The sequence below is a fragment of the Pollutibacter soli genome (assembly GCA_029269725.1).
GTDB lineage: Bacteria > Bacteroidota > Bacteroidia > Chitinophagales > Chitinophagaceae > Pollutibacter > Pollutibacter soli.
Window position 1 is genome coordinate 248,487 of record JARJHS010000008.1, and the last position, 22,623, is coordinate 271,109.

Here is a 22,623-nt window from a genome sequence, read left to right on the forward strand (position 1 = left end):
TACATGAGCCGAAGTAGAATCGCCTACGGCGAGTTTTACATGCAGAACGCGGAGTTCGCAGAGAAACAGCCCGCAGAGAAGTGCGGAGGAAGTTTTTATATTAGAGTGCTTTTAGAATTTCTGATAATTATTTATTGCTCTTATTTATTAGTTAACGCGAATCTCAATTGCTCAATCCACGATATTGTTTTTCTCCGAAACTCCGCGTGTATTGCTCCGCGTATCTCTGGGTGTATTTCTCCGCGTCCTTTGCGTTCCGGTTGTTCAACTCGCCGCAGGCGATTACATGAGCCGAAGTAGAATCGCCTACGGCGAGTTTTAAATGCAGAACGCGGAGTTCGCAGAGAAACAGCCCGCAGAGAAGTGCGGAGGAAGTTTTTATATTAGAATGTCTTTAGGACTAGGAATTCTTAGTAAATAAAATAATTACTAATCTCGCGAGAGTCGGCTGTTACCACTGCCCGCTACCCACTGCCTTCTGCCCAAAAATTATTTAAAACCCACAAGAGTTGGCTGTTCCTACTGTCTACCGTCTACTCTGTCCTCAACGACTCCACCGGATTCGCTACCGCCGCTCTTATCGCATGAAAACTCACCGTCGCGGCGGCAATAAACAATACCACCAATCCTGACAATATAAACACCCATCCACTCACATTGGTATGAAACGCAAAATCCTGCAGCCATTGATGCGCGAACATCCATGCCAGCGGTATCGCGATGATAATGGAAACAATTACTGGTTTTATAAAACTGACCCCAATCGTAGTAATGATCCCCGATACATCCGCTCCCAGCACTTTTCTTATTCCAATCTCCTTTCTCCTTTGCGATGCAGAAAATGCAGCAAGTCCGAATAAACCAAGACAAGCAATAAAAATGGTGATAGCAGTAAACACCGCAAAAATTTTCGCCATATTGTTTTCTGCACGATACTGTGCATCAAAAGCATCATCGACAAAATGATATTCAAATGGTGTTTGTTTATCCATCTTGTCGTAGATATTCTTTATGTCGCCGAGTAGCGTGGGAATATTTGTATTCGGACTGATCTTCACAAAAAGACAATCGCCATTATCTGCATACCAGATAGGGTTGGTATCGTGCAGAACAGTGAGACATAGCGGTTCGATTTTGTAATGGAGTGAACTGAAATTAAAATCTTTCAATACGCCTGCAACAGTCACCGTGTCTCTGCCAACGATCAATTGTTCTCCGATCGGGTTTACTGGCAATCTCATTCTGCGCGCCATGGATTCGTTGACAACAATGTGGTTCTTTGCAGTGATTTGCTGTTCATCAACGGGAGCTATCTTCCATTTCATATCGAGCATTCGAAGAAAATTATTATCGATGTACATCTGTGAGACAAAGGGATTGTCTCCGGAATTGCCATAATTCGCTGTACTCATATCAATACCGCCGAACAATGGAGCTGCGGCCATGGAAACACTCTGAACGCCCTTTGTATTTTCCACACTTCTTTTGAATGCCAGATAATGTTCACTGATGTTTTTCTGAAAAGGAATCATCACTACACGTTCACGGTTCATGCCCGTGTCCATATGTCGCAGAAAATCCATTTGCCGGTAAATCATTATACTCGAGATGATCAAGGCAACAGCTATTGAGAATTGAAGAACCGTAAAAAATTTCCTGATTATCGCCCCACCTTTTTGTGTGCTCAGCTTTCCATATAAAACCGAAACAGGATTGAACCCTGAAAGTACAAATGAAGGGTAGCTACCTGAAATAATTATCGTCAGAATAAACAGCCCAGCAAAAATGGCTAAAGCGTAAGAGCTCCTTACAAAATTTTCATCGACATTCAACTGAAGAAAATGATAAAATGCAGGTCGAAGTATGACAAAGAGGAAGGCTGCCAGTAAAAAAGCAATCACAGCATACAAAGATGATTCTGTATAAAACTGCTTCACAAAGTTTCCACGATCTGCGCCCATCACTTTTCTTACACCGACTTCCTTTGCACGGACCGTTGCACGTGCTGTTGCCAAACTCATATAATTAACAAGGGCCAGAAACAGGATCAATCCGGCGACCCAGGAAAAAAGCGTTCCATATTTTACACTCGCTTCCATGTTGTAATCGCGATGACGGTTAACGAGTGAGTTCAATGTGAAATTGAATTTTTCAAACTTGCTATCGCCATTTCCTGACAACCGTTGTAAGATGTTTGAGGTAGCTATTTTTTTATCCGTATTCTGTAATAATAGAAAAGTTCTGAACGAACCCGCATCTACTTTGCCGTTAAACAAGTCTTTATTTTCACCATCCATGCCCATGATACTTGACATAGATGCGATGAATTCATAATTCAAACTTGAATTCGATGGCGTATTTTCAACAATGCCGGTTATTTCAAAATTGTATTTATCATCGAATCTTAAAAGCTTACCTATTGGTCTCGGCTCACCGAAAAATTTCATTGCCAGCTGCTCACTGATCACAGCGGTGAAAGGTCGCGTCAGAACACTGCTTTTGTTTCCTTCCAGCAAACGGAAAGAAAAGAATTCAAAATAATTCGAGTCTGCAAGAATGACATTCTGTTGCGTAAATTTTTTCTCCGGGTCGCTTAGATTTTCTACAACCTTTCTTTCATTGAATTCCCGGATGCGTAAAAAACTTTCGACCTCCGGATCGGCTTTTTTCAGCATCGGCCCTGTTTCAAAACTCATCCTGTCCACTGACAGATTTCTATCACCAGCCTGGATATTCATTACGGGGTAAAAAATATGATTGGCCTTTTTATGAAACTGATCAAAACTCATTTCGTGCGCTACATACAACATGATCAGCATGCACATGCTTAAGCCTACAGAAAGTCCACCAATATTTATAAAACTGTACAGCTTGTTTTTTGTCAGGTTGCGCCAGGCGATGGTTAAATAATTTCTGAACATGCAGCGTGTTTTTGTTCGAATTTCTTGTGGAAATAAAAATACTTCAGGATATTAAGCGAAGGAAATGCCACCTTTGCATTAGATTGATAGTCAGCAATATATGATATGTATTGATTTGTAAATGTACGTTTCTAATACAACGAGAGTACGGAATCAGGTTTTAGATTAGAAGTGATTAGGTGATAATTTAAAGGCTGATATTGGAAGTTTAGTTATAGCATTGGGTGTGTAATCCGGTGTTTCTTCGCTAAGATCCTGGCTGTTCGTTTTGCGTTTTGTAGTTGAAAATAACTCATCATGAATCGCAATCGCCGGCTGTTCCCTACTTACCTGCCTGCCGGCAGGCTACTTACTTCTTACTACTTATCGGTACTTCTTCGTCATCCCTTCCATCCTTACCCCATACGTAATCAGCAGATTTTCCTGGTCGGTCTGACTGAACCGATTATAAATTACTGAAGTAGTAATGCTCAGCCATTTTTTCAACTGAAACGATAAAACCGTATTTGATCTGATAATATAGTCATCGCCATACTGCAAGGAATTCTGAAAAAAGTTTGTGCTCTCGAGTTTCAAAGAACTGAATATCGTCCACTTGAAACGGAGACGGAGGGAATTCCGGATTGTACTGTATTTGTCTTCCGGAGTGCCACGAAAAAGATCATCGTATTCGTAAATCAAACCTTCACTGAGATTGAGTGAGTTTTTTTCATTTTCGATAAAATTATAAGCCACGCCAGCGCCGAGCTGTACGAGGTTATTGATTTTTAAAGAAAGACTCTTTGAGTAATTCGCGAGTGCCCAGTAATAAAATTTTGATCTTCGCCTGTTGAAATCGCCATCAACAGAAGTACTGAAATCGTTATTGGTGACTGCAGTCGAAGATTGCCCGTAGACATATACCGCATTAAAATTGACACCAACATACTTGCCCTTGATGGAAAATCTTCCTGAATTATTAAGCAAATAATTTTTGTTGTTGTTAGTCTGGTTGAGAGAACCCATGGCATTGAGACGGAACTCATAAACAGTGGAGTCGAGCCTTGTTGAATCGGCTTGTTGCCCAAGGCAAACCTGTACATATAACAACAGTAAAATGAAAAGAGAAAATTTCAAAACGCAGGTACTTTTTCTTACGGTACTAAAATGATGATTAAAATAATTTGCGAAAATACCGATTGAAAAATAAACTGCAGAAACCTGTAAGAATTATTTAGTATTAGAAATGATTCTTTCTTAATTACTGGGTAATATCAGAATATCAGGTAACCGATCTTATCAAATTGATATGATCCCCGGCTATCTTTCAGGGAACAGGTACAAAAGCTCCTGAACAACCTGTTGAAATTTTTCTTTGATTTCCTGGTCGTCATAGTCATCAGTTCTGTAAATTCTGAATTTTACTATAGGGGCTTTCCGAAGTTTATCGCGCTGATCTTTAGTCAATAAATATTGCACCTGAGTACCAAACAATTTCGGTGCGGCCATTCCCATTTTTACCGCTCCTTTCATCGCGATGGCGGTTTCCATTGCTGTTAACACAACAGTTGTGTCATTGGCCAGTTTGAAAAGAAATTCCGCGCCTTTCGAAATAGAAAATCCTTCCCTGGAATTATACGCAACCTTTGCTTCCAGGTAGTAGGTAGTATCAAGCTTGGCAATCCGGACATAAATTACCGGGCCCTGCATTTTCTCGATGATCTTATTCCAGTCAGTACGCTGTACCTGGATATTTTTAAAATCATCTTTTTTGTCTTCAACGATTTTTTGTGCGGAAGCTGTATTTGCCAATAAGAGGATTAAGAGAAGGAGTGTATTTTTCATATGCTGAAAATTTCGGCTAAACTTGATCGGAAGCAGGTGGATATTTAAAGGCAACCGGTATAAGTCAAACAAGGCCGCCCGCTAACTTTTCCTTTTGTCTTTTGTATTCTGAATGTACAAAAATCCTTTGCTATCCTGGCTGATCCAATTACATATTTATTTTGAATATCTGAGTGATTCCAGGTTCGCCTATCCGATGACGGTATTTGAAAAGCCGGTGTCGTTTTGGAAGCTTTTTTTATATGCCACATGTATTCTGCGCTGTATAAAAGCCGGATGTTGAATGTAAAAAATTTATATGATTACGTATTGCAGAGACCTGTCAGACTTTTAATTGATTTAATCGTTTGGCTGAGTCTGTCTTTCTGTTCAATTCGTACACCATAAAAATTTTTATCAACAGCAAAACCCCGATGAACCAGGTTAACGAGGAATAGCTGAACCAATCGGTAAGTCTGCCAAACAACAGCGGCACAAATGTAATTCCGATATAGGCACAGGCCATCTGCAGGCCCATGATCTTTTGAGAATGCTGTTCTCCAAAATTTCGTGGAGTTTCATGTAACAGCGAGGGAAAAACAGGCGCGCAGCCCAGACCAATGAGGAAGAATGCCGGCGCTAATGTTGATCGGAATGGTATTGCCAGTACGATCAACCCGGCGATAATTAAACTCTGTCCCAAATAAACAAGTTGACGATTACTGAATTTTGCAGTCATGAATCCCGATGCAAAACGCCCGAAAGTTATACCGGCATAGTAAAGCGAAACCAGTTTTGCGGCTTCTTCCGGTGTAAAATCTTTTACGAACACCAGGTAGCTGGCTCCCCATAATCCGAACGTGGCTTCAATACTACAATAGCAAAAGAAAACAACCAATGCTTGTTTTAATCCTGGAATTTTCAAAACTGTCCTTAACGAATGGTCTTTTTCTGAAGGATCATTTGAATCCGGTCCTTTTCTATCGATGATCCATATCGGAATTGAAATTATCAAAATCAGAACGAGACTCAATTGTATCCATGCGATAGTATTGTATCCACTCGTCCAGGACTTGCCCTGGGCCAGGTATCCCGACATGATTACCGGACCTATGGCTGCACCGATGCCCCAAAAGGAGTGTAGCCAGTTCATGTGTCGGGCCTGGTAATGCAGAGCCACGTAATTATTTAAAGCTGCATCAACACAACCTGCGCCTAAGCCAAGTGGTATTGCAAGCAGGCATAGAAAAATAAAATGCGACGAGTATGAAAAACCGAGTAGTGCCAATGCCGTTATAAAAACACTGAGTGTTGTTGCAGCCGGAACTCCGAAACGTTTAATGATCCGGCTGCTGAAGAAACTAGAGACAACTGTGCCACCTGCTATGATCATCGAGATTATTCCAGCATAAAAAACAGGCACAGCCAGGCCCTGGTACATTTCCGGCCATGCTGCACCCAGCAACGAGTCCGGCAATCCGAGACTGATAAAGGCGAGATAGATCACTATCAGCAGGGTGATTTTTTTCATGCCAGGCTATTTACATTTTCGCAGTATAATTTAATTGAAAAAATTTCTTACAGTGTATACCTGTTAGAAAATGGAATAATATCATCATACGCCGGCAAACTTATTCTTTAACTTAGTTCGCATGGTTATTTATTTTTCAATACAATGGATCCGGTTATATTTTTCCAAATCTTTGCCTTCTGCAAACGGATTGCATTAATCAAAGTCAATCGAAATTGAAGTCAGTTATGACAGGACAGGATTAAACGACCAGATGAGCAATGGTTTTAAGAATTATCAATGCATATAAAGAAGCATTCAGCGGTCTGAGCAGAGAAAACTGGCTGCTGAGCCTTGTGATGCTGATCAACAGATCAGGAACTATGGCCGTGGTATTTATGAGTATCTATGTAACGCACATCTTACATAGAAGCATAGCCGATGCTGGTCTCATCATCACGCTGTTTGGTGTAGGGGCGGTGGCAGGATCTGCATCGGGGGGATATTTTACAGACAAGATTGGTTTCAGACCAGTACAGATTATTACTTCACTCATCAGTGGTATTTTATTTATTTTGTTCGGTCTTGTTTCCAGTTTTTATTTGCTTTGCGTAATCGCTGTTTTTGCGGGATGTGTTACTGATGCATTCAGACCGGCTAACTTCACCGCCATCGCGTCTTATTCTAAACCTGAAAATCTTACCAAATCATATTCATTAAATCGCCTTGCTGTTAATATCGGCTTTGGCCTCGGAAGTACAATTGGAGGTATACTTGCTGCTATTGATTATCACCTTTTGTTTTGGGTTGAAGGGATCGTTTATATAACCGTCGGGATATTGATTTTCCTATTGCTTCCCCAGCAAAAAAAATCGCCACTGGAATTCAAACCGGATAAAAATGAATTGCGAAGAATGTCTCCATGGAAAGACATTTTCTTCCTGAAATTTCTTTTCATGGTAACGGTATATATCACCTGTTTCTTCCTCGTATTTCGGTTGTTGCCGTTATTCTGGAAAGAAGTACAACATATCGGCGAGGCCCGCATTGGTTTTATCCTCGGATTGAATGGTATCATCATCGCTGTTTTTGAAATGGTGATGGTGCAGCATTTGCAAAGCAGGAAAACTCTTTCCTTTTATATCGTTGCAGGAATGTTGTTAAGTGCGGGAGGATTTGTATTGCTGCTTGTACCAGGTTTTACGCCAATGGTCATTGCGTTTCTCATCATCATTTTGCTGACCGTCGGTGAAATGCTTACGCTTCCTTTCATAAACACCATCGTTGTACAGCGGGCAAACGAGCATAACCGCGGCCGTTATGCTGCAGCCTATGCTTTAACCTGGGCCGTCGCACAGATTATCGGTCCTGCCGGTGGAGCTTTCATTGCAGAGAAGAGCAGTTATAATGTGTTATGGGTTGTGCTGATCGTGGTTTGCATCGGCGCAGCGCTGGGAGTCAGGACACTTTTCAAGGGGGTAGGGTAGCGATGTATCAAAGAGATAAAGTACCGTCAGTATTTCTGTTAGATTAAAACCGCAGTCAACCATATTATCCCGATACTAAAATGAAAAGGCGGGAATAGAAATTTCCGTCTTTCGCTATCGTGTGAAAATTTAAAGAGAGAGATAAACTTCAGATAAAAATGTAATGCCATTGATGTTAAAAAGGCCAGGTGTAAGCCCGGCCTTTACTTCTATAAGCTTTTCACAGATAATGTGAGAAGTTCTGATTGTGGTATAAAGTTATTCAGGTGCTGATCATCGGGTTTAGGGTAAAAGAAAGCATCAGCCTTGGGCCAATGCTTTCTGTGGTTGGTAGTTTCGTTCTCGGTCGGGCGCGGATCTCATACTAAATTATTACCTATGGTAAGCCGGAATAGACATTCCAGCCGGCTAGGAGTTCCAATTCCTATGAAAAACCGTTAACACTAATGTAAAATTTGTGCCATAGTAACGTAATCATACGATATGACACAAACAGCACATGCGAGTTCTTTCTTACAGATTAAAACTCGCGTAAGAGATCAGGTAGTGAGATTGCTATCCAGATTGTGCATTTGGATTATCAACTGGGGAAGTATGATTGTATAACAGGGATCGGGAAAGATCAAAATTCTTTGATCGCCCTAAATTATTAAGTGGCATACCTAAATATATTTTAGATAATAACATGCGAGGCCTGATCGTGGGAGATGAATTGTCGGACTACATTGAAAGTATTATTCAGGAGATTGAAAAACATTTTTCTTTTATTACCAGATGACGTGGCATTTAAAGATCGTTAGCTGAATTTAATCAGGATCACTTTCCCTGTTATTTTACACCACACCATATCAATTGTAGAGTGATTTCCACATTACGGAATTTTTTTACTTAACGAATGTGGATTTTGTACTTAACCCGAAGGTTCGGTTTAGGGAAGATTTTCAAATTTCTTCGGGCATCATTTTTACCAAATACATGCAGTAGAATGATTTTTCTTCTGAAACACCCCGATGCTCTGTGTTGTCACATGAGCTCGGGGCTATTTAACTTCAGTACATGGACTCGTTTAAAATTGCGGTTTTCGTCGATGGTCGGCAGAATAATTTTTTGGTTGACAGAATTGAGCTGCCGGATGTGGTTTATGTTGTGCGATCAGTAGATGGTGACGAGACTTTCAAACCGCGGAAGTTTTACGCTGACAAGGAGAATTGTACATTAAGATTTCCGATAGATGATTCATTGGATCGGCAAATTGCTTCTGCTATTGAGCACTGGTGTTTGACAAACCAGGTTTCATTGATTGAGACACTTATGAAGTAATTGATTTTTTCCGGACCTTAAAAACTTTGATCTACTCCATGGCAGTAGTAGTTTAGAGATCTGCATCTGAAGTGAAATTTACCGCTACTTTATAGTACAAAAGTTTTTCTCTTTAAGTCAATGTCATAAATAGAATCACAATTTATTTCGGCGGAGATATTAAACAGATGAGATGATCCCGTCGTTATCTACCAATAAAACACCCCGATACAATTTTGTTATATCGGGGTATTGTGCCCAGGACAGAAGTCACCAAGACCTTTTCCGCCTTAATTTCGATTTGCTTGATTTTTCTTAGTTAATTGATTTACAATATAGTTAACTACATATCTAAATTAACTGAGATAAGAATAGATTAAAATAAAACGTCCCCCAGGACGTCCCCTCGTATTGCTTTGACGATTACATTTGCGCACAAACCATCCGTATGCCGAATGCTACTTTTATTTTGAAAGAGCCGACTTCCAACACTCAAACCTTGGTGTATCTCATTTATAGATTTGATGGTCATAAGTTGAAGTATTCAACCCGACAAAAAATTCATCCTAAATTTTGGAATGAGGAGAAGCAAAGAGCAAAGGAGACCAGGCAATTTCCAGGATACGCCGAATTCAATAGTATTTTAATGAACCTTGAGTCACTGGTCAATAATCGCTTTAGAAATTTGATTAATGATAAGACCGTTCCCACACCTGAGAATTTACGGTTGCCTTTAGATGAATTCCTTTGTAAAGACAATACTAAAAGCATTAAAGACGTGGTGACTTTTGCTGAAGACTATGTTATCAATTCAAACAGAAAGCCAGGCACAAAACGTCAATTGAGGCAGGCAATTAGAAATTTAAAGGAATTCAAAAGCTACTCAAAAAGGATTCTTCATTTTGAGTCAATTGACCTGGATTTCTACGATGATTATGTAAAATACTTGATCGAGGTAAAGCAGTACGGTACTAACACCATAGGAACGCTTATCAAAAACCTTAAACTTTTCATGAATGAAGCCGTAGATCGAAAGCTAACGAACAATGTTCAATATAGAAATAGACGATTTAAAACGATGGAGGAAAGCTCTGAGAACATTTATTTAACAACAAATGATATTCAGAGGATATACGCTATCGATTTGCAAACTTTACCACGGCTTGAACGTGTTAGAGATTCTTTCATTATTGCTTGTTATACGGGATTGAGGTTTTCTGACTTGAAGCAACTAAAAACGGAAAATTTAATCGACGATTGGTCAAAAATTAGGATTAAAACAGAGAAGACAGGAGAACTTGTAATAATTCCACTTCACAGCTATGTAAAGGAAATACTCAAAAAATACGATGGTAGTCCGCCACAGATATTGAGTAATCAGAAAATGAATGAATATTTAAAAGAGGTCGGAGAGCGCGCAGGGATTGACGAGAATGTAATGATCAATTCAACTAAAGGAGGTGTCAAGGTCAATGAATCATTTAAAAAATTTGAACTAATTACGACTCATACTGCCAGAAGGTCGTTTGCTACAAATGCATTTCTGAATAATGTGCCAACAATTTCAATAATGAAGATTACTGGTCATAGGACTGAAAAGTCTTTTATGAAATACATCAAGATAAGCCAGGAAGACAACGCCAATAAATTAATTCTACACCCATTTTTTAACTAAAGTACAATATGGAAAATAAAGGAATAGACCCAATTAAACACAAGTACACAGTAGGGGATATAAGGCATTCAACTTTTGAACTCAATTTTTTCCTTAAGGATATAAATATGAGGCTGAATGACCTGGAATTTGCCCAGATAAAACCCGAGGAGAATCGTGAACTTACAAGAGCGGCAAAAATTTTATTACTTAATGAACTGGGTATAATTCAGTTTTTATTTGATAAAAAATATTCACAAAAGAATATTTCAAAGATCCTATCTACATTAATTAATGCGCACAATAGTAACATTGAAACCAATCTGACAGAACGGAATTCATCAAAAGCTTCCTTCAAATCTAGACAGAACTATCAACAAATCGTTGAAAAGATGAACCAGTTAGGTGTCAAGCCTTTGGAGCAACACTTTGAAGAAATATTAAGTTCGATGCCGGAAGATTTTTAAAAATGTAGGCTACTGCGCCCCCCTACATACATTTTTTGTTCACACAATTTTGCTGCATAATTAAAACAAACATTATGCAGCAAATTCTTTTTCTTGGTTTATCTCCAGTTGACTTCCTTTCTCGAATTGAGGAAGTGATTGACGCTCGTCTCAAAGTGCTCCCTAGTCATGCCGCAAATTCACCAGGCTATTTATCCCGGACTGAGGTTGCCGAAATTCTAAAGATTTCTTTGCCAACTTTAGCTGAATGGACAAAACAGGGATTATTGAAATCCTACAAAATTGGGAATAGGGTACTATACAAACTTGACGAGGTTGAAACCCAGGTTCAATCATTAGCTAATAACAAGTTTAAAAAAACTAAAATATGATTGATACTGTAATTCTCCGTATTCATGATATAGCTAAATATTCAACTCTAATCAAAAATCTTGATGTACAGGATAGGAACGGATTTACAACCGAATTAGGAGTTGTTGATCGAGGTGAAATGCTGAGCTTGATAAAATCTGGTTATCGTAAGCCAAAGCAATTTATAAGCATTCTAAGAATGAATAGGACTGAAGATTTCCTGGTAAAATCCAAGGTTGCAAAGCATATGAATTCTTCCAATCACTATGAGTTGACTTATTTTGTTAACTATACAAATAACTATCTCGAATTAAATTTTTCCATTCCTAAATACGTGTTCGGCACAAATATTTTAATGTTTGTGGAGCATTTTGGTGATAAGAATTATTCCTTTCATATGAATGTTAACCTTGAATATAATATTCGTCGATCTTTTAACCTGCTCCAAAAATTTCTGAAGTTTTTTTTCAAAAATGAATTCTTGTTTTGCCCGGTGGATTTTAAAGATGTCGAGATCAATAGAATTGATGTTTGCTTCAACCAAGTGTTTAAAAATCATGACGATGTTATAAAATACCTGGAGTATCAAAAGCGAATTACAAAAAAATACTCCCGAAATGAAGATGGCGAACGCGATGAATATTTTTCTGATGATGATCTTAAAAAATACACGACGACTATCATGTACAAAACGAATAGATATTCAGCAAAGATTTACATGAAGGGTGATGAGTATAAGAAAAATGATCAAAAACAACATAAAAAATACAACGAGAGGGGGAAGTCAAATTATTTTGATACTGAGAAGTTGCAGTCTTTTGCAAATAGAATTTTACGCTACGAAATAACTATTCGTAATGCGCAGCTGAATTTTTTGCATAAAAAGCACCTTTTTAGAAAGAACTGCCGTCACTTTCAACGATATTTCGAGATTTACAACGATGTTTTGAGAAAAGAACAAAGGAATGATCGATTGGCAAAAAAGATAGGCGCGGCAACTACTGATCAGCAGGAGGTAATTAGGAAAAACTACAGCTATGAAAAAATATCTCCGGAGGAACGGAAAATCAAACGCTATGTAAGTAGTCTATTTACTCAGAAAACATTTTTTATGTTGGATGTCGATAATTTGATCAACATTTATAATGAAAAAACGGTCGACTACAAATGTGATAAGGCGCCGTTCACAGAGCCATTATTACTATGGTGTATGGACATGCTTTGCGACTTTATGAGACAATTTCAAGTCAAGGAGCTTCAAACCGATGAGAAAGTCCGCCAGGCCATTCAATTTTACAATGCCAATCATTCGACAAAACTCCCCGAAACGGAAATGATCCGATTTTATCAGGATGTGAGGAGGATTGGGTCTTTTAAAGAGGTTGGTCGATTCAATTCTTTATCAAGGGCAACCTTATTCCGCTACAAAAGCAGATTCAGGAAAATTGGCATTTTTGAGAATAATTTGATTCCGCTAACACCCGATAGTATCCCTGATGCGCCTTTGGATTTACGAGAGTATCATGGGGTAACCACCTTTTCACCCCAGTTTTTAAGAAGAAATACTGTGTTCTTCGGTTAGGGGTAAAATCTCGCGTAATAGCCGATTTTGATTCACGGTGAGACGACTTGTTCTATGTTATACAGAGAACAAGTCGTTTTTTCGTAAATGACGCTATTTATATCACAGTCGTTATTTAAATTCATAACAAGAACCTACATGTAAACATCAAAAGAAATGCAACAAAATCAGAGTAATTCAGCAACGCCGCCTTCAAACACCCCCGCGCCTAGAAACGGTGAGCGACTGGAAAAGTTTAGTTGGATTGCGGGTATTATTTCAGCACCTTTTACAATAATTCTCTCAATAGTAGCTGTGATGCTTACTTGTACCTCTAATAAATTAGCGAGGGAATCAATTACGCTATCTGGTTCTGCAAATAGGCTAAGCGAGGCTTCTATGGTTCAAGCCAGAGCATTAGCTAGTCAGAGTGTGAGAATTGATAGCTTATCTGAGATATTAAAAGAGCTTGTTGAGCATAGGATAAGTCTCGAAAATATCGTGCTTGAAACAAGAGTATTAAATATTAATGCCGGCGATCAAATTTCTCAAAATTCCGATCAAATTGATAAGCTTAAAAAGTTGCTTGCAAATTCTGCGGAAAGTAATAACACATTAACTAAGGTACTTGCTAATTTAAATAAGCAATTACAGGCTGAAATGATCGCCAATCAGCCTCAATTATCTGTAGATAATCCCCAATTTAATGGCACAGATTCACATGATGCGTATTGGCATTTTAACATTATAAATACAGGAGTTCGCTCGGGAATCGTTAAGGATTTTGATTGTGCAGTTTATTATAGGACTGGACTTCCGAAAGATATTATAAAGATCGGTGGAACAAAAATTAGTTTGGGTGACGACCCGATGTCAGATAAAAATTTTGTTGTGCTAAACTCTGTTTTTGCACCAATATTACCTTCTAGGTCGAAGGATTTTAAGCTGTATTTGGACAAGGAAAAACTTCAAAAATACGGTGATATCATTACGATTTTAATAAGATATAAATTTGTCTGTTTTGATAAACCAACTCTAAATAGCATTCCTTTTGAAGAAAATATTAAGTATAAAATAGATAAGAAAAATGGTGAAATTATTGAAGTAAGTAAAATGGAACCTGCAGAATTGCATTATGTTTTAGAAAAAGAAAAACTTGAACAGTAGTTTATCCTTATAAGGTATTTAATAATCTTAGTACCAATTTAAAATGTGGTACATACATTAAAGCTTTTTGTGTTTGTGCCCAAAGTCGGTGAAAAAGACATAACCGACTTTGGTACCCACAAACGGAGGATGATTTGGTAAGATTGAAGGTCCCAGGTTTTAAGAGCTCTCTAAATTTTATTTGCTTTAAGCTTTGCTTTGAGATCTTTAAGCGAAAGAAGACTATCCTTTTTTCTATGAACCATAGAGTGACAATTAGCACAAAGAACAATTAAATCTTCCTTGGCATTAACTTTAGTTTTCTCTTGCACTGTCGATATTGGCTTTGTATGATGTACGTGAATAAATCCTTCACCCCAATCGCCATAGGCATCTTTAAAATTAAATTCACAGGCCATACATGAATATCCGTGGATTTCAACTGCTTGTTGCCTTGCAGCTGAATTTCTTTCATAATAAGACGTATAACGGAGTTTCTTCCCGCCTTCAATGTGATCTGATTGGAAACCATTTAAAAACTCCAAATCATTAAAATTTGTTTCCAGCTTTGCATCGAACTCAGCCAATTTCAAGATGCTGCTATATATTTCCTCTGTTATAGGCCGTACCCCATCTCTCCAATAGTTAGTCGCTCTTGTTGCAGGTATTGATTCGATATATTCATTTTCCTGTTTAGCTGAAACTGCTTTTTCAAATTGCTTGAATCCTAAAATATCTGTGTAGAAATCGTTTTTGTCGCTTTCGTAATCTTTGTAGTTTTTTCCGATTTCTGCAATTCCAAAATAATGGGGTATTGGAGAAAGTCTCTTGTTTTGGAATTTATTGTCTGTAATTCTTCCTTTGTAATAGACAACTTTTGTTCCAGGTTGCAGATATTTTAAGTAGCGAAATGGGAAATGATATTTTACTCCAGTTTCATCTTTCCATTCTGAAATGTCATTTTCTACTATTATTGCATAGGCCATATAAGATATTCGATATTAGAATTATTATGTAGGGAAATGAAATGACATTATTTCAGTTTGGATGTATTTGCCTTTATCATCCGGGAAGTGAAAAAGATATGAAAATGAACTTTCTCCATGGCTTCCATTTTCCCTTACGAAATAGGGATGGGTTTTTACGCTGTTATTTATTGTTGAAAGTACTTTTGAAAATTCTCTATTAGTGACAAAGAAAATAATTGCAACTTTACTGTCTCTCCATGTCAAGTATCGATCAAAAAGCTGATTGATAGTTTCGTGAAAAAGCATTTCTCCTTTCCAAAATTTACATTCAGCCACAAAAAGATTCGTATTGTCTTTGTATTTTACTAAGATATCTGTCTTTCCACCTTTGTTAAATGTTTCACCCGTAATTGTAGAGTTTAGATATCTGGTCTCAAGGATAGGCAACACATAATCACGTAGTGCTTCTTCATCTTTCGTTTTATAGATTGAAGGCTTCTTTTCTACCGATTTAAAGAAAGTATTGATAGTTTCCAGCACATCCTCGTAGAATTTATCGTCAAGTATTGGGTTATTGGCATTGTATTTTTTATTTGTTTTTTTATCAATGATTGGTTCTGGAATTTTTTTCTTTTCATCAAATGAAATTTTCAATATTGTTTCTGTAGTCCTATCTATATCTATATTTAAAGTTTCAAAGAATTTTTGCTCCTGTAAGGCACTTTCTTTTTTTTTAAGAAATTCGTTATCAAAATTTGTTCTTATTCGTAAATTGAATTCGGTAACATCTTTGTTGATATTAGGTATGTTCGCGATGATTGCATTCACTAAATCCTCTCTTAAATATTCAAATTTGTTTGCATCTTGTTCTATCAAATCAATTTTACCTGTAATAAAACCCGAATTTCCGTCGGGAATTTCAACTTGTGGGTAATTCAGATGACAAATTGATGGCTTCAGTAAAAACAAAAAGGACGAGCCAGTAAATGGAATTTTCACTTCAAAATTGTAAACTTCCCTTTCAACTTTTACTCCAAACTGTTGAATAATTGCTTTTGTTTTTCCCTTATAAACGCTATTGATTTGTTCAGGAAAAACTTCGATTGGTGTAAACTCATATTTATCAATAAAATATTTTTTCCATTCTTGCGAATCAACATTAACAACATAGTCATTCGATTTTTCATGAATCTCTGTGGTCATTTTTTGAATGAGCTGGTTAAATGTCAATCGTGCCTCCTGTTGGCCAAATAAATAAACATTCATAATTCTCTGACGCTATTTTTCAGAAGTTTCATGTGGGCTGATACGTTTGGAAAAATAGCCATTTTACATTCTATAATGTCGACGTCTAAGAATTGGGGTGAACGAAATGCTATTGTATCAATCGATTTTCGTATTTAGACTTGATTAAATTTATCGTTTTTTTACAGTTGATTTAGTACTACTTTTAGCCGCTTTGGTTTTCCGGCTAGCAGATTTTTTTGGGTTACTCTGAATGTTGATTTTATCTCCATTTCCCACAAATTCTTTGTGTGTGTTAAATATTGAATCAATCAGCCTACTACAGCTAGATGTTAAACGTGCCAAAACTTTTATTTGATTTTGACATGAAACGCTTGGTGATTTAGAAGGGTAATTTATTTGATGGTCTACTTCACCCCAAACTTCATCTGCCAATGTTCTAACTTGGATTTCACAGGTAATGCCCGTTTTTCGATTGGGTGCAATTATATAATGCACACTTGTATAGAGATTTAAATTAGGTTTACTAGCGACATTTATTCCAATGCTTTGAAAATATCTACTGGTTTCTTCATCCCATGTTTTAGCTTCAACTTCAATTATATTCCATTTTTCTTCTAAAAATATTTTTCTTAATGTCTTGTCGATTTGTTCAAATTGATGAGTAAACAAGTGGATTATTCTAAAGCCAGCAAGATCATTTACTTCTTCAAAGAGTTTTTCCTTTGTAATATTAAATGGTAATTTTTTAGCTTTTGCATCACTTTGCTTTCGAATTAGTTTTTGACGTAAATGCTCAGGATCTTTAACTCTAAATTTATATGAGTGTATTAAGTCGATGAATTGTGGGTATTTTAAAACAAAACCTTCAATTTGAGTTAAAGTCGTTTCAAAAAGGTAAAGATTAGCTTTAAAATGATCGATTAGCGAATCAAATGGTAATTTTGGTGTTGCTTTTTTTTTGCTACTGGACATATTCTAAAAAATGTCAGTTTCAGAAACAATTTTCTTTGCAATTGCAGTGAATTCTATCTTGGCGAGCCGTTTTTGATCTGGATTTCCAATTGAGACTTCGAAAAATGCTTCTCCTTCTTCCTGTGATTGTAATACGAGACTACTAAAATCTTTAACCTGCCCAAGTTTATTTGCCGTCGATGACGCGTTTGCTAAATTCTTGTCTACTTTTCTTAAAACTTGAGAAATATCTGCATATGCACTTTTTTCTAAACGCGAAGCAAAGGTGGAAAACTCACTAGCTATGACGCCGCCGTACATACGGAACCTTTGTAGAATATAACCAAGGAAAAAAGGTTTACCTGGAAGTAGGGGTACATCATCTGGTGCCAACGCAGTTATAATTTGCCACTCCGAAATCCATTTTTGAATTGTGTGACCTAAAGTTTTCAAAGCCCTCGTTGAGAATAAATCACATGCCGCAGGCACAATAAAATAATCGCAATCCATTAATACCACCCTATTAAGAGGACCGATGTTTGGACCAACATCATAGAATATAAAGTCAATCTCGTTTTCCCAAGCTAGCTCATTTACGATTTGACTAATTGCCGCGGCACCCTTAAACCCTTTGACTTTCCTTTGTAGACACTCAATCCATATATCAGATAACTCCTGTTCAAAATCTGAAAGCTTAATATCACCAGGAATTAGAAATACATTTTCTCTTCTCTCGTATGCTTTAATTTTCTTAAAATCAGAGTTGCTTTCGTAAAACGGCTTAATTGCAGACCAAATAGTTGAACCGTTTGGTTTATCTGATTCTTCCAACCATCTGTCGACGACCTCAGAATTGACTAAATAAGAAGTCAGATTACATTGTGGATCCGTATCCACTAATAAAACTTTTTTACCAATTTTTGCTAAAGCTGCAGCGATATTTACTAATAAAGTAGTTTTACCTACACCTCCTTTGTGGTTATACAATGTTAGCCTTGCTGCGGGATGTCGTGTTTCTATTTTAGCTAGCCGACTACTTGGCTTTGGAGACATTTTTGTTTGCGACTTTTTTCGGTTTTTTCCTAAATCTAATGTTAGAAAGTTCAGCCTTGGCTGCTTCCCTATCGGGAAGTGCTCTTACAAAAAGCTCTCCTGCTGCGCTTAATTGTTTACGCCCTTGCGTCGCTTGCACTAAAATTCCAGCCTTAGTTGCATTTTCCATCGAAGCAGCAGCGTTAGAAAATTTAGGTTGCGCTGCTTCTGTATTTAAAGTACTAATATCAATTGTCTTAAAATGAGGAGTGTCCCGAAAATGCGTTAGGTAATAGGCTAAGCAAGCAATTCTTTCGAAATCAGTTTTAGGAGATTTGTCCCTAAGAAACTCCTTCGGTAACGCGGAGCGATTATCAGTAAAATTACTTTCAGATGATTTTGCTATTGCAGTATTGATTGTGTTTATTAACGAACTTGAACTGGATCTGTGGGTAACCTCACTTACATCTATATTTAATAATGTTAGAACTGATTTTAAAGTTCTGATCTGAAGCTCTGAATCCAGTTCTTTTAATGCAGCAATAATTGTATTAAATGCTTCTAAGTTTACTTCGTTTTTTACTTCCATATGTTATATCTAATTACAAAATAGAGTTTTTTAAGATTATGCGATTTAGATTATTATAATTTTGAAAAATTAACCTGTATCTAACGTCCCCTTAGCAGGCCCCTGAAAATAAAAAACCCTTATAAGTCATTGACTAATAAGGGAGTGTGTTTTATCTATGTGCCCAGGACAGGATTCGAACCTGCACACCAGTTACGGCTCTACCACCTCAAAGTAGCGTGTCTACCAATTTCACCACCTGGGCTAACGGTGAACGTTTTATGTTCAGGGGTGCAAATATAGGGAGTTTGGCTTTATTTTCTGCAGCTCCCGGATGCTAATTCGGCCAGGTTATTTGCCAAAATCCACCTTTTCAAACTTCAGATGGACAACGCGGTCGGAATTGACCTCAAAACCAGTGACTTTCCCGGAAGCATCCCTTAAAAAAACAATATGATCCATCCACCAGCTGTTCAGGTCAAACTGATCCGGGGCGACGGCACGCATGATCTGGGTGGGGTATTTCCGGTGTTCCATATTCAAAAGCCCGTCTTTCAAAACAACCGTATAGAAAGCTTCGGTTTCTTTATTATAGTACCTGCCGGGAAAATCTTTTAGATCGTTCCATGGTCCTGCAGGCAAACGTTTCATTTCAATCGTTTTGTCCGGCGTCTGTAGTAAAAACGATTGTACGCTGTCTCTCACTTTTTTCGGATCGATAATCACAGCGGTGCCATTATCGGCGACAGAAAACCTGTTATCACCCGTTTTGTTCAGGAACATATCGCGGTTGGGAACGAAGGTTCCCCATTTTAATTTTCCATCCTGCCAGCGGATATTCATCAAGTCATCCCGATCCGAATAAAATCTTCCGACAAATTTTTTCTGAAAGCTGCTGTCTGTTTTTACAATTTTTGCAGCGGTTGCTGCACCTTTTTTCTGCTCTACAAGAATATCCACCAGCTTGAAAGATTTATCACCAGGATCGTTGAAATAAGAATTGGCGAACATCACCACATCAAGTCCAAGTTCAGGAAAAACTACGCCATAAGTAGCAAAGCCCGCATCACTTCCATTATGACCAACGGTTTTCCATCCTTTATACTCATTGACAACAACACCATTTGCATACAGAATTTTTCTTCCATCATTTAATATGCCCTGCACTTTCATCTTTTCGATCAGATCCTTTCCTCCAACTGCGCCTGTCGCGAAATTGTTCATCCATTTCAGCTGATCAAGTACTGTGGTCATTAAGCTTGTTGCTCCAACAGTAGAATAACTTAATACTGCATTTTCAAAACGGCCGGGCGCCTGTGAATATGAGTAAGCGCGATTGGGTACCAGCTCTTTATAATTGTCATTGAAATGCGTGTCGAGCATTCCTAATGGCTTGAAAATATTTTTATCGGTGTACTCACGTAAAGTCAGACCTGAAACTTTTTTTACGATCTCCGCCATCAATGTATAGCCGGTATTGCTGTACATGTATTCATCACCCGGCTTGAAATTTAGATCCTTCTGCATACTGATGACCTTGATGATCTGTTGCTGTGTGATCACATCATCGAGTTGCCAGCCTGCATTTGCAAGCAACTGCCATTGATCTCTGAGACCACTGGTGTGATTGATGAGATGACGTATCGTGATCTTGTATCCGAAGTCAGGTATATACTCAAGGTACTTTCTGATGTCATCATCCAGGGAAAGTTTTCCTTCTTTTTCCAGCAGGAGCATGCAAAAGGCAGTGTACTGTTTCGATATCGATGCAATATGGAAAATTGTTTTTGGCGTAATGGGGATATCGTATTCCAGGTTGGCCATGCCATATCCTTTCTGAAAAATCACTTCACCATTTTTTGAAACAGCAACCGCACAGCCTGGTGTTTTGTTATTCAGACTTTTGAAAAGCGCGTCAATCTTTTTTACTGTACTATCTGATAGTTGTGCAAAATGAATTGCTGGCAAAAATAAAAATGCAGATGTTGTTATCAGTTGATAAAATTTCATTTTTCGCATAACATGAATTTATTGCAAAAAATGGCAATTCAGATTTATGCACCAAATTGTCCCGCAGATTTTCGCAGATTGATTACACGCGGACTTTCGCAGATAGTTGCAATTGCTAAAGTTAGCTTTCAACCACGAACCAGAAACAACTTGGTGCTTGGGATTTTGCCTTCGGCGAGTTTCAAATGCATAACGCGGAGGACCTGAGAAACAGACTGCGGAGGGCGGAGAAGTTTGTTTTTTTTCGCTTTTTTCGATTGTGGTTGTTATTAGAATTTTCTCGGCGCGCTTCGTGTATTCCTTAGACGTTCTCCGCATTACAGCTGTTCCGCTCGCCGCGGGCGATGCTACTTCATGCTTCACAACCCGCACTTCGTACTTCAAAAAAATGCCTTCCTGTCTTCTTGTTTAATTCCAACACGACATTTTTGATCCGGCCCTAAAGACAAAAAGACACAAAAACCGGAATGGTCGCTAATTTGAGCAGTTGGCATCATGGAAAATAATACAATTCTAAGATTTGCTTCAGTGGATGATACTGAGCTTATCGATGCATACAGCAGAACAGTTAGCGGTGTGGCAGGGCGTGTATCTGAAGCGGTTGTACACGTGATCGTGGAAAAAGAAAACAAGGATCAGGTCCGGCGGGGACCATCACCTTCCGGTGGAAGTGGCAGCGGTTTCATTATCAGCTCCGATGGCTATATCGTAACCAACCATCATGTCGTTGAAGGAGCAACAAAAATAAAGGTGGCGTTGAACAATGGCCAGGAGTTATCAGCAGTATTGCGTGGTACTGATCCAAGTACAGATATTGCCGTCCTTAAAGCTGATATCAGTAATGCAAAGAGTCTGACGTTTGCGGATAGCAGTCATTTGCAACCTGGTCAGATCGCTATCGCTATCGGTAATCCGATGGGGTTGCAGTTCACCGTTACAGCCGGTGTCGTGAGCGCGCTTGGCAGGAGTTTACGCGCGGGAAATGGGAGACTTATCGACGATGTTATTCAAACCGATGCATCCTTAAATCCCGGCAACAGTGGAGGACCATTACTCAACAGTGCCGGACAGGTAATTGGTGTGAATACAGCGATTATCAATGGAAGCCAGGGACTCTGTTTCGCGGTAAGCAGCAATCTTGCAGCTTATGTTGCAGGAAAACTTATTCTGGAAGGAAAAGTGCGTCGCGCATACCTGGGTATTGCGGGCAGTAATGTACGTCTGACAGAACGGATGATTGCAGCAAACAAACTTGTAAATCGTTCAGGCATCTACGTTAGCGAAGTAGTTGCAGATGCTCCGGCACTGAATAGTCAACTGATGAAAGGTGATATCATCGTTGGCTTTAACGGAAAACAGGTTAACGGTATCGATGAACTGCACGGCTACCTCAGCGGTGAGATGATCGCTGAATATGTGACGATAACAGTATTGCGTGGCGGATATAAAAAGGATCTGGAAGTGATGCCGGGGGAAATGGACTAGGCAACAGGCACGGCCAGGCAAAAGGCAAACGTAAGAAGCCAGTAGGAAACGGCCAGGTGTTAGCGGATATGAAATTGTTGCAGGAGTCGCAGTGAGATCGACTTTTGTTATTGATAAAATTGATATTGGATACTAACGTAAATCCTGGAGACGTCATGCATG

General features: G+C 38.4%; 18 protein-coding genes and 1 tRNA gene. 8 read left to right on the plus strand and 11 right to left on the minus strand.

The window, feature by feature from the left end:
* Positions 1-533: 533 nt before the first annotated feature.
* The 4 genes from P2W82_RS19150 to P2W82_RS19165 all read right to left on the minus strand — a co-directional run bounded on the left by P2W82_RS19150 (position 534) and on the right by P2W82_RS19165 (position 6,255).
* Positions 534-2,921: an ABC transporter permease gene (locus P2W82_RS19150; RefSeq protein WP_336517542.1), complete on the minus strand. Its 2,388-nt coding sequence runs from the start codon at positions 2,919-2,921 to the stop codon at positions 534-536.
* A gap of 363 nt (positions 2,922-3,284) precedes the next feature.
* Positions 3,285-4,037: a DUF481 domain-containing protein gene (locus tag P2W82_RS19155; RefSeq protein WP_336517543.1), complete on the minus strand. Its 753-nt coding sequence runs from the start codon at positions 4,035-4,037 to the stop codon at positions 3,285-3,287.
* Between the two features lie 183 nt (positions 4,038-4,220).
* On the minus strand, positions 4,221-4,745 hold the full coding sequence (locus tag P2W82_RS19160; protein WP_336517544.1) for a hypothetical protein: 525 nt from the start codon (positions 4,743-4,745) through the stop codon (positions 4,221-4,223).
* A gap of 322 nt (positions 4,746-5,067) precedes the next feature.
* The gene (locus P2W82_RS19165; RefSeq protein WP_336517545.1) at positions 5,068-6,255 is read right to left on the minus strand and encodes an MFS transporter; all 1,188 of its coding nucleotides are present in this window, start codon (positions 6,253-6,255) and stop codon (positions 5,068-5,070) included.
* A 260-nt stretch (positions 6,256-6,515) separates the two neighbouring features.
* Between P2W82_RS19165 and P2W82_RS19170 the strand changes: the two genes are divergently transcribed.
* From P2W82_RS19170 to P2W82_RS19200, 7 genes are all read left to right on the plus strand, one after another.
* On the plus strand, positions 6,516-7,721 hold the full coding sequence (locus tag P2W82_RS19170; RefSeq protein ID WP_336517546.1) for an MDR family MFS transporter: 1,206 nt from the start codon (positions 6,516-6,518) through the stop codon (positions 7,719-7,721).
* A gap of 1,056 nt (positions 7,722-8,777) precedes the next feature.
* Positions 8,778-9,041, plus strand: coding sequence for a hypothetical protein (locus P2W82_RS19175; protein ID WP_336517547.1), 264 nt, complete (start codon positions 8,778-8,780; stop codon positions 9,039-9,041).
* 427 nt (positions 9,042-9,468) lie between these two features.
* The gene (locus tag P2W82_RS19180) at positions 9,469-10,695 is read left to right on the plus strand and encodes a site-specific integrase (RefSeq protein WP_336517548.1); all 1,227 of its coding nucleotides are present in this window, start codon (positions 9,469-9,471) and stop codon (positions 10,693-10,695) included.
* A gap of 8 nt (positions 10,696-10,703) precedes the next feature.
* The gene (locus tag P2W82_RS19185) at positions 10,704-11,141 is read left to right on the plus strand and encodes a hypothetical protein (protein WP_336517549.1); all 438 of its coding nucleotides are present in this window, start codon (positions 10,704-10,706) and stop codon (positions 11,139-11,141) included.
* Between the two features lie 74 nt (positions 11,142-11,215).
* Positions 11,216-11,512 (plus strand): helix-turn-helix domain-containing protein, encoded by a 297-nt coding sequence (locus tag P2W82_RS19190; protein WP_336517550.1) that lies wholly within the window; start codon positions 11,216-11,218, stop codon positions 11,510-11,512.
* Positions 11,509-13,074, plus strand: a complete 1,566-nt coding sequence (locus P2W82_RS19195) for a phage/plasmid replication protein, II/X family (protein ID WP_336517551.1) — start codon at positions 11,509-11,511, stop codon at positions 13,072-13,074. The genes P2W82_RS19190 and P2W82_RS19195 overlap by 4 nt, the downstream gene beginning before the upstream one ends.
* 156 nt (positions 13,075-13,230) lie before the next feature.
* The gene (locus P2W82_RS19200) at positions 13,231-14,220 is read left to right on the plus strand and encodes a hypothetical protein (protein WP_336517552.1); all 990 of its coding nucleotides are present in this window, start codon (positions 13,231-13,233) and stop codon (positions 14,218-14,220) included.
* A 170-nt stretch (positions 14,221-14,390) separates the two neighbouring features.
* Here P2W82_RS19200 and P2W82_RS19205 read toward each other — a convergent pair whose 3' ends face one another.
* The 7 genes from P2W82_RS19205 to P2W82_RS19235 all read right to left on the minus strand — a co-directional run bounded on the left by P2W82_RS19205 (position 14,391) and on the right by P2W82_RS19235 (position 20,985).
* A complete protein-coding gene (locus P2W82_RS19205; protein ID WP_336517553.1) occupies positions 14,391-15,185 on the minus strand; it encodes an HNH endonuclease in 795 nt (264 codons plus the stop codon).
* A gap of 24 nt (positions 15,186-15,209) precedes the next feature.
* Positions 15,210-16,433, minus strand: a complete 1,224-nt coding sequence (locus P2W82_RS19210) for a hypothetical protein (protein ID WP_336517554.1) — start codon at positions 16,431-16,433, stop codon at positions 15,210-15,212.
* A gap of 150 nt (positions 16,434-16,583) precedes the next feature.
* On the minus strand, positions 16,584-17,387 hold the full coding sequence (locus P2W82_RS19215) for a hypothetical protein (protein ID WP_336517555.1): 804 nt from the start codon (positions 17,385-17,387) through the stop codon (positions 16,584-16,586).
* Positions 17,388-17,390: 3 nt separating this feature from the next.
* Positions 17,391-18,419, minus strand: a complete 1,029-nt coding sequence (locus tag P2W82_RS19220) for a ParA family protein (RefSeq protein WP_336517556.1) — start codon at positions 18,417-18,419, stop codon at positions 17,391-17,393.
* Positions 18,400-18,987 carry a hypothetical protein gene (locus P2W82_RS19225; protein WP_336517557.1) on the minus strand — a complete coding sequence of 196 codons (588 nt, stop codon included), beginning with the start codon at positions 18,985-18,987 and terminating at the stop codon, positions 18,400-18,402. The genes P2W82_RS19220 and P2W82_RS19225 overlap by 20 nt, the downstream gene beginning before the upstream one ends.
* Positions 18,988-19,147: 160 nt before the next feature.
* Positions 19,148-19,231: transfer RNA gene (locus tag P2W82_RS19230), tRNA-Leu, on the minus strand.
* 86 nt (positions 19,232-19,317) lie between these two features.
* Positions 19,318-20,985: a serine hydrolase domain-containing protein gene (locus P2W82_RS19235; RefSeq protein WP_336517558.1), complete on the minus strand. Its 1,668-nt coding sequence runs from the start codon at positions 20,983-20,985 to the stop codon at positions 19,318-19,320.
* Positions 20,986-21,471: 486 nt separating this feature from the next.
* Here P2W82_RS19235 and P2W82_RS19240 point away from each other — a divergent pair, with 486 nt between their 5' ends.
* Positions 21,472-22,461 (plus strand): S1C family serine protease, encoded by a 990-nt coding sequence (locus tag P2W82_RS19240; RefSeq protein WP_336517559.1) that lies wholly within the window; start codon positions 21,472-21,474, stop codon positions 22,459-22,461.
* The last annotated feature ends 162 nt before the right edge of the window (positions 22,462-22,623 follow it).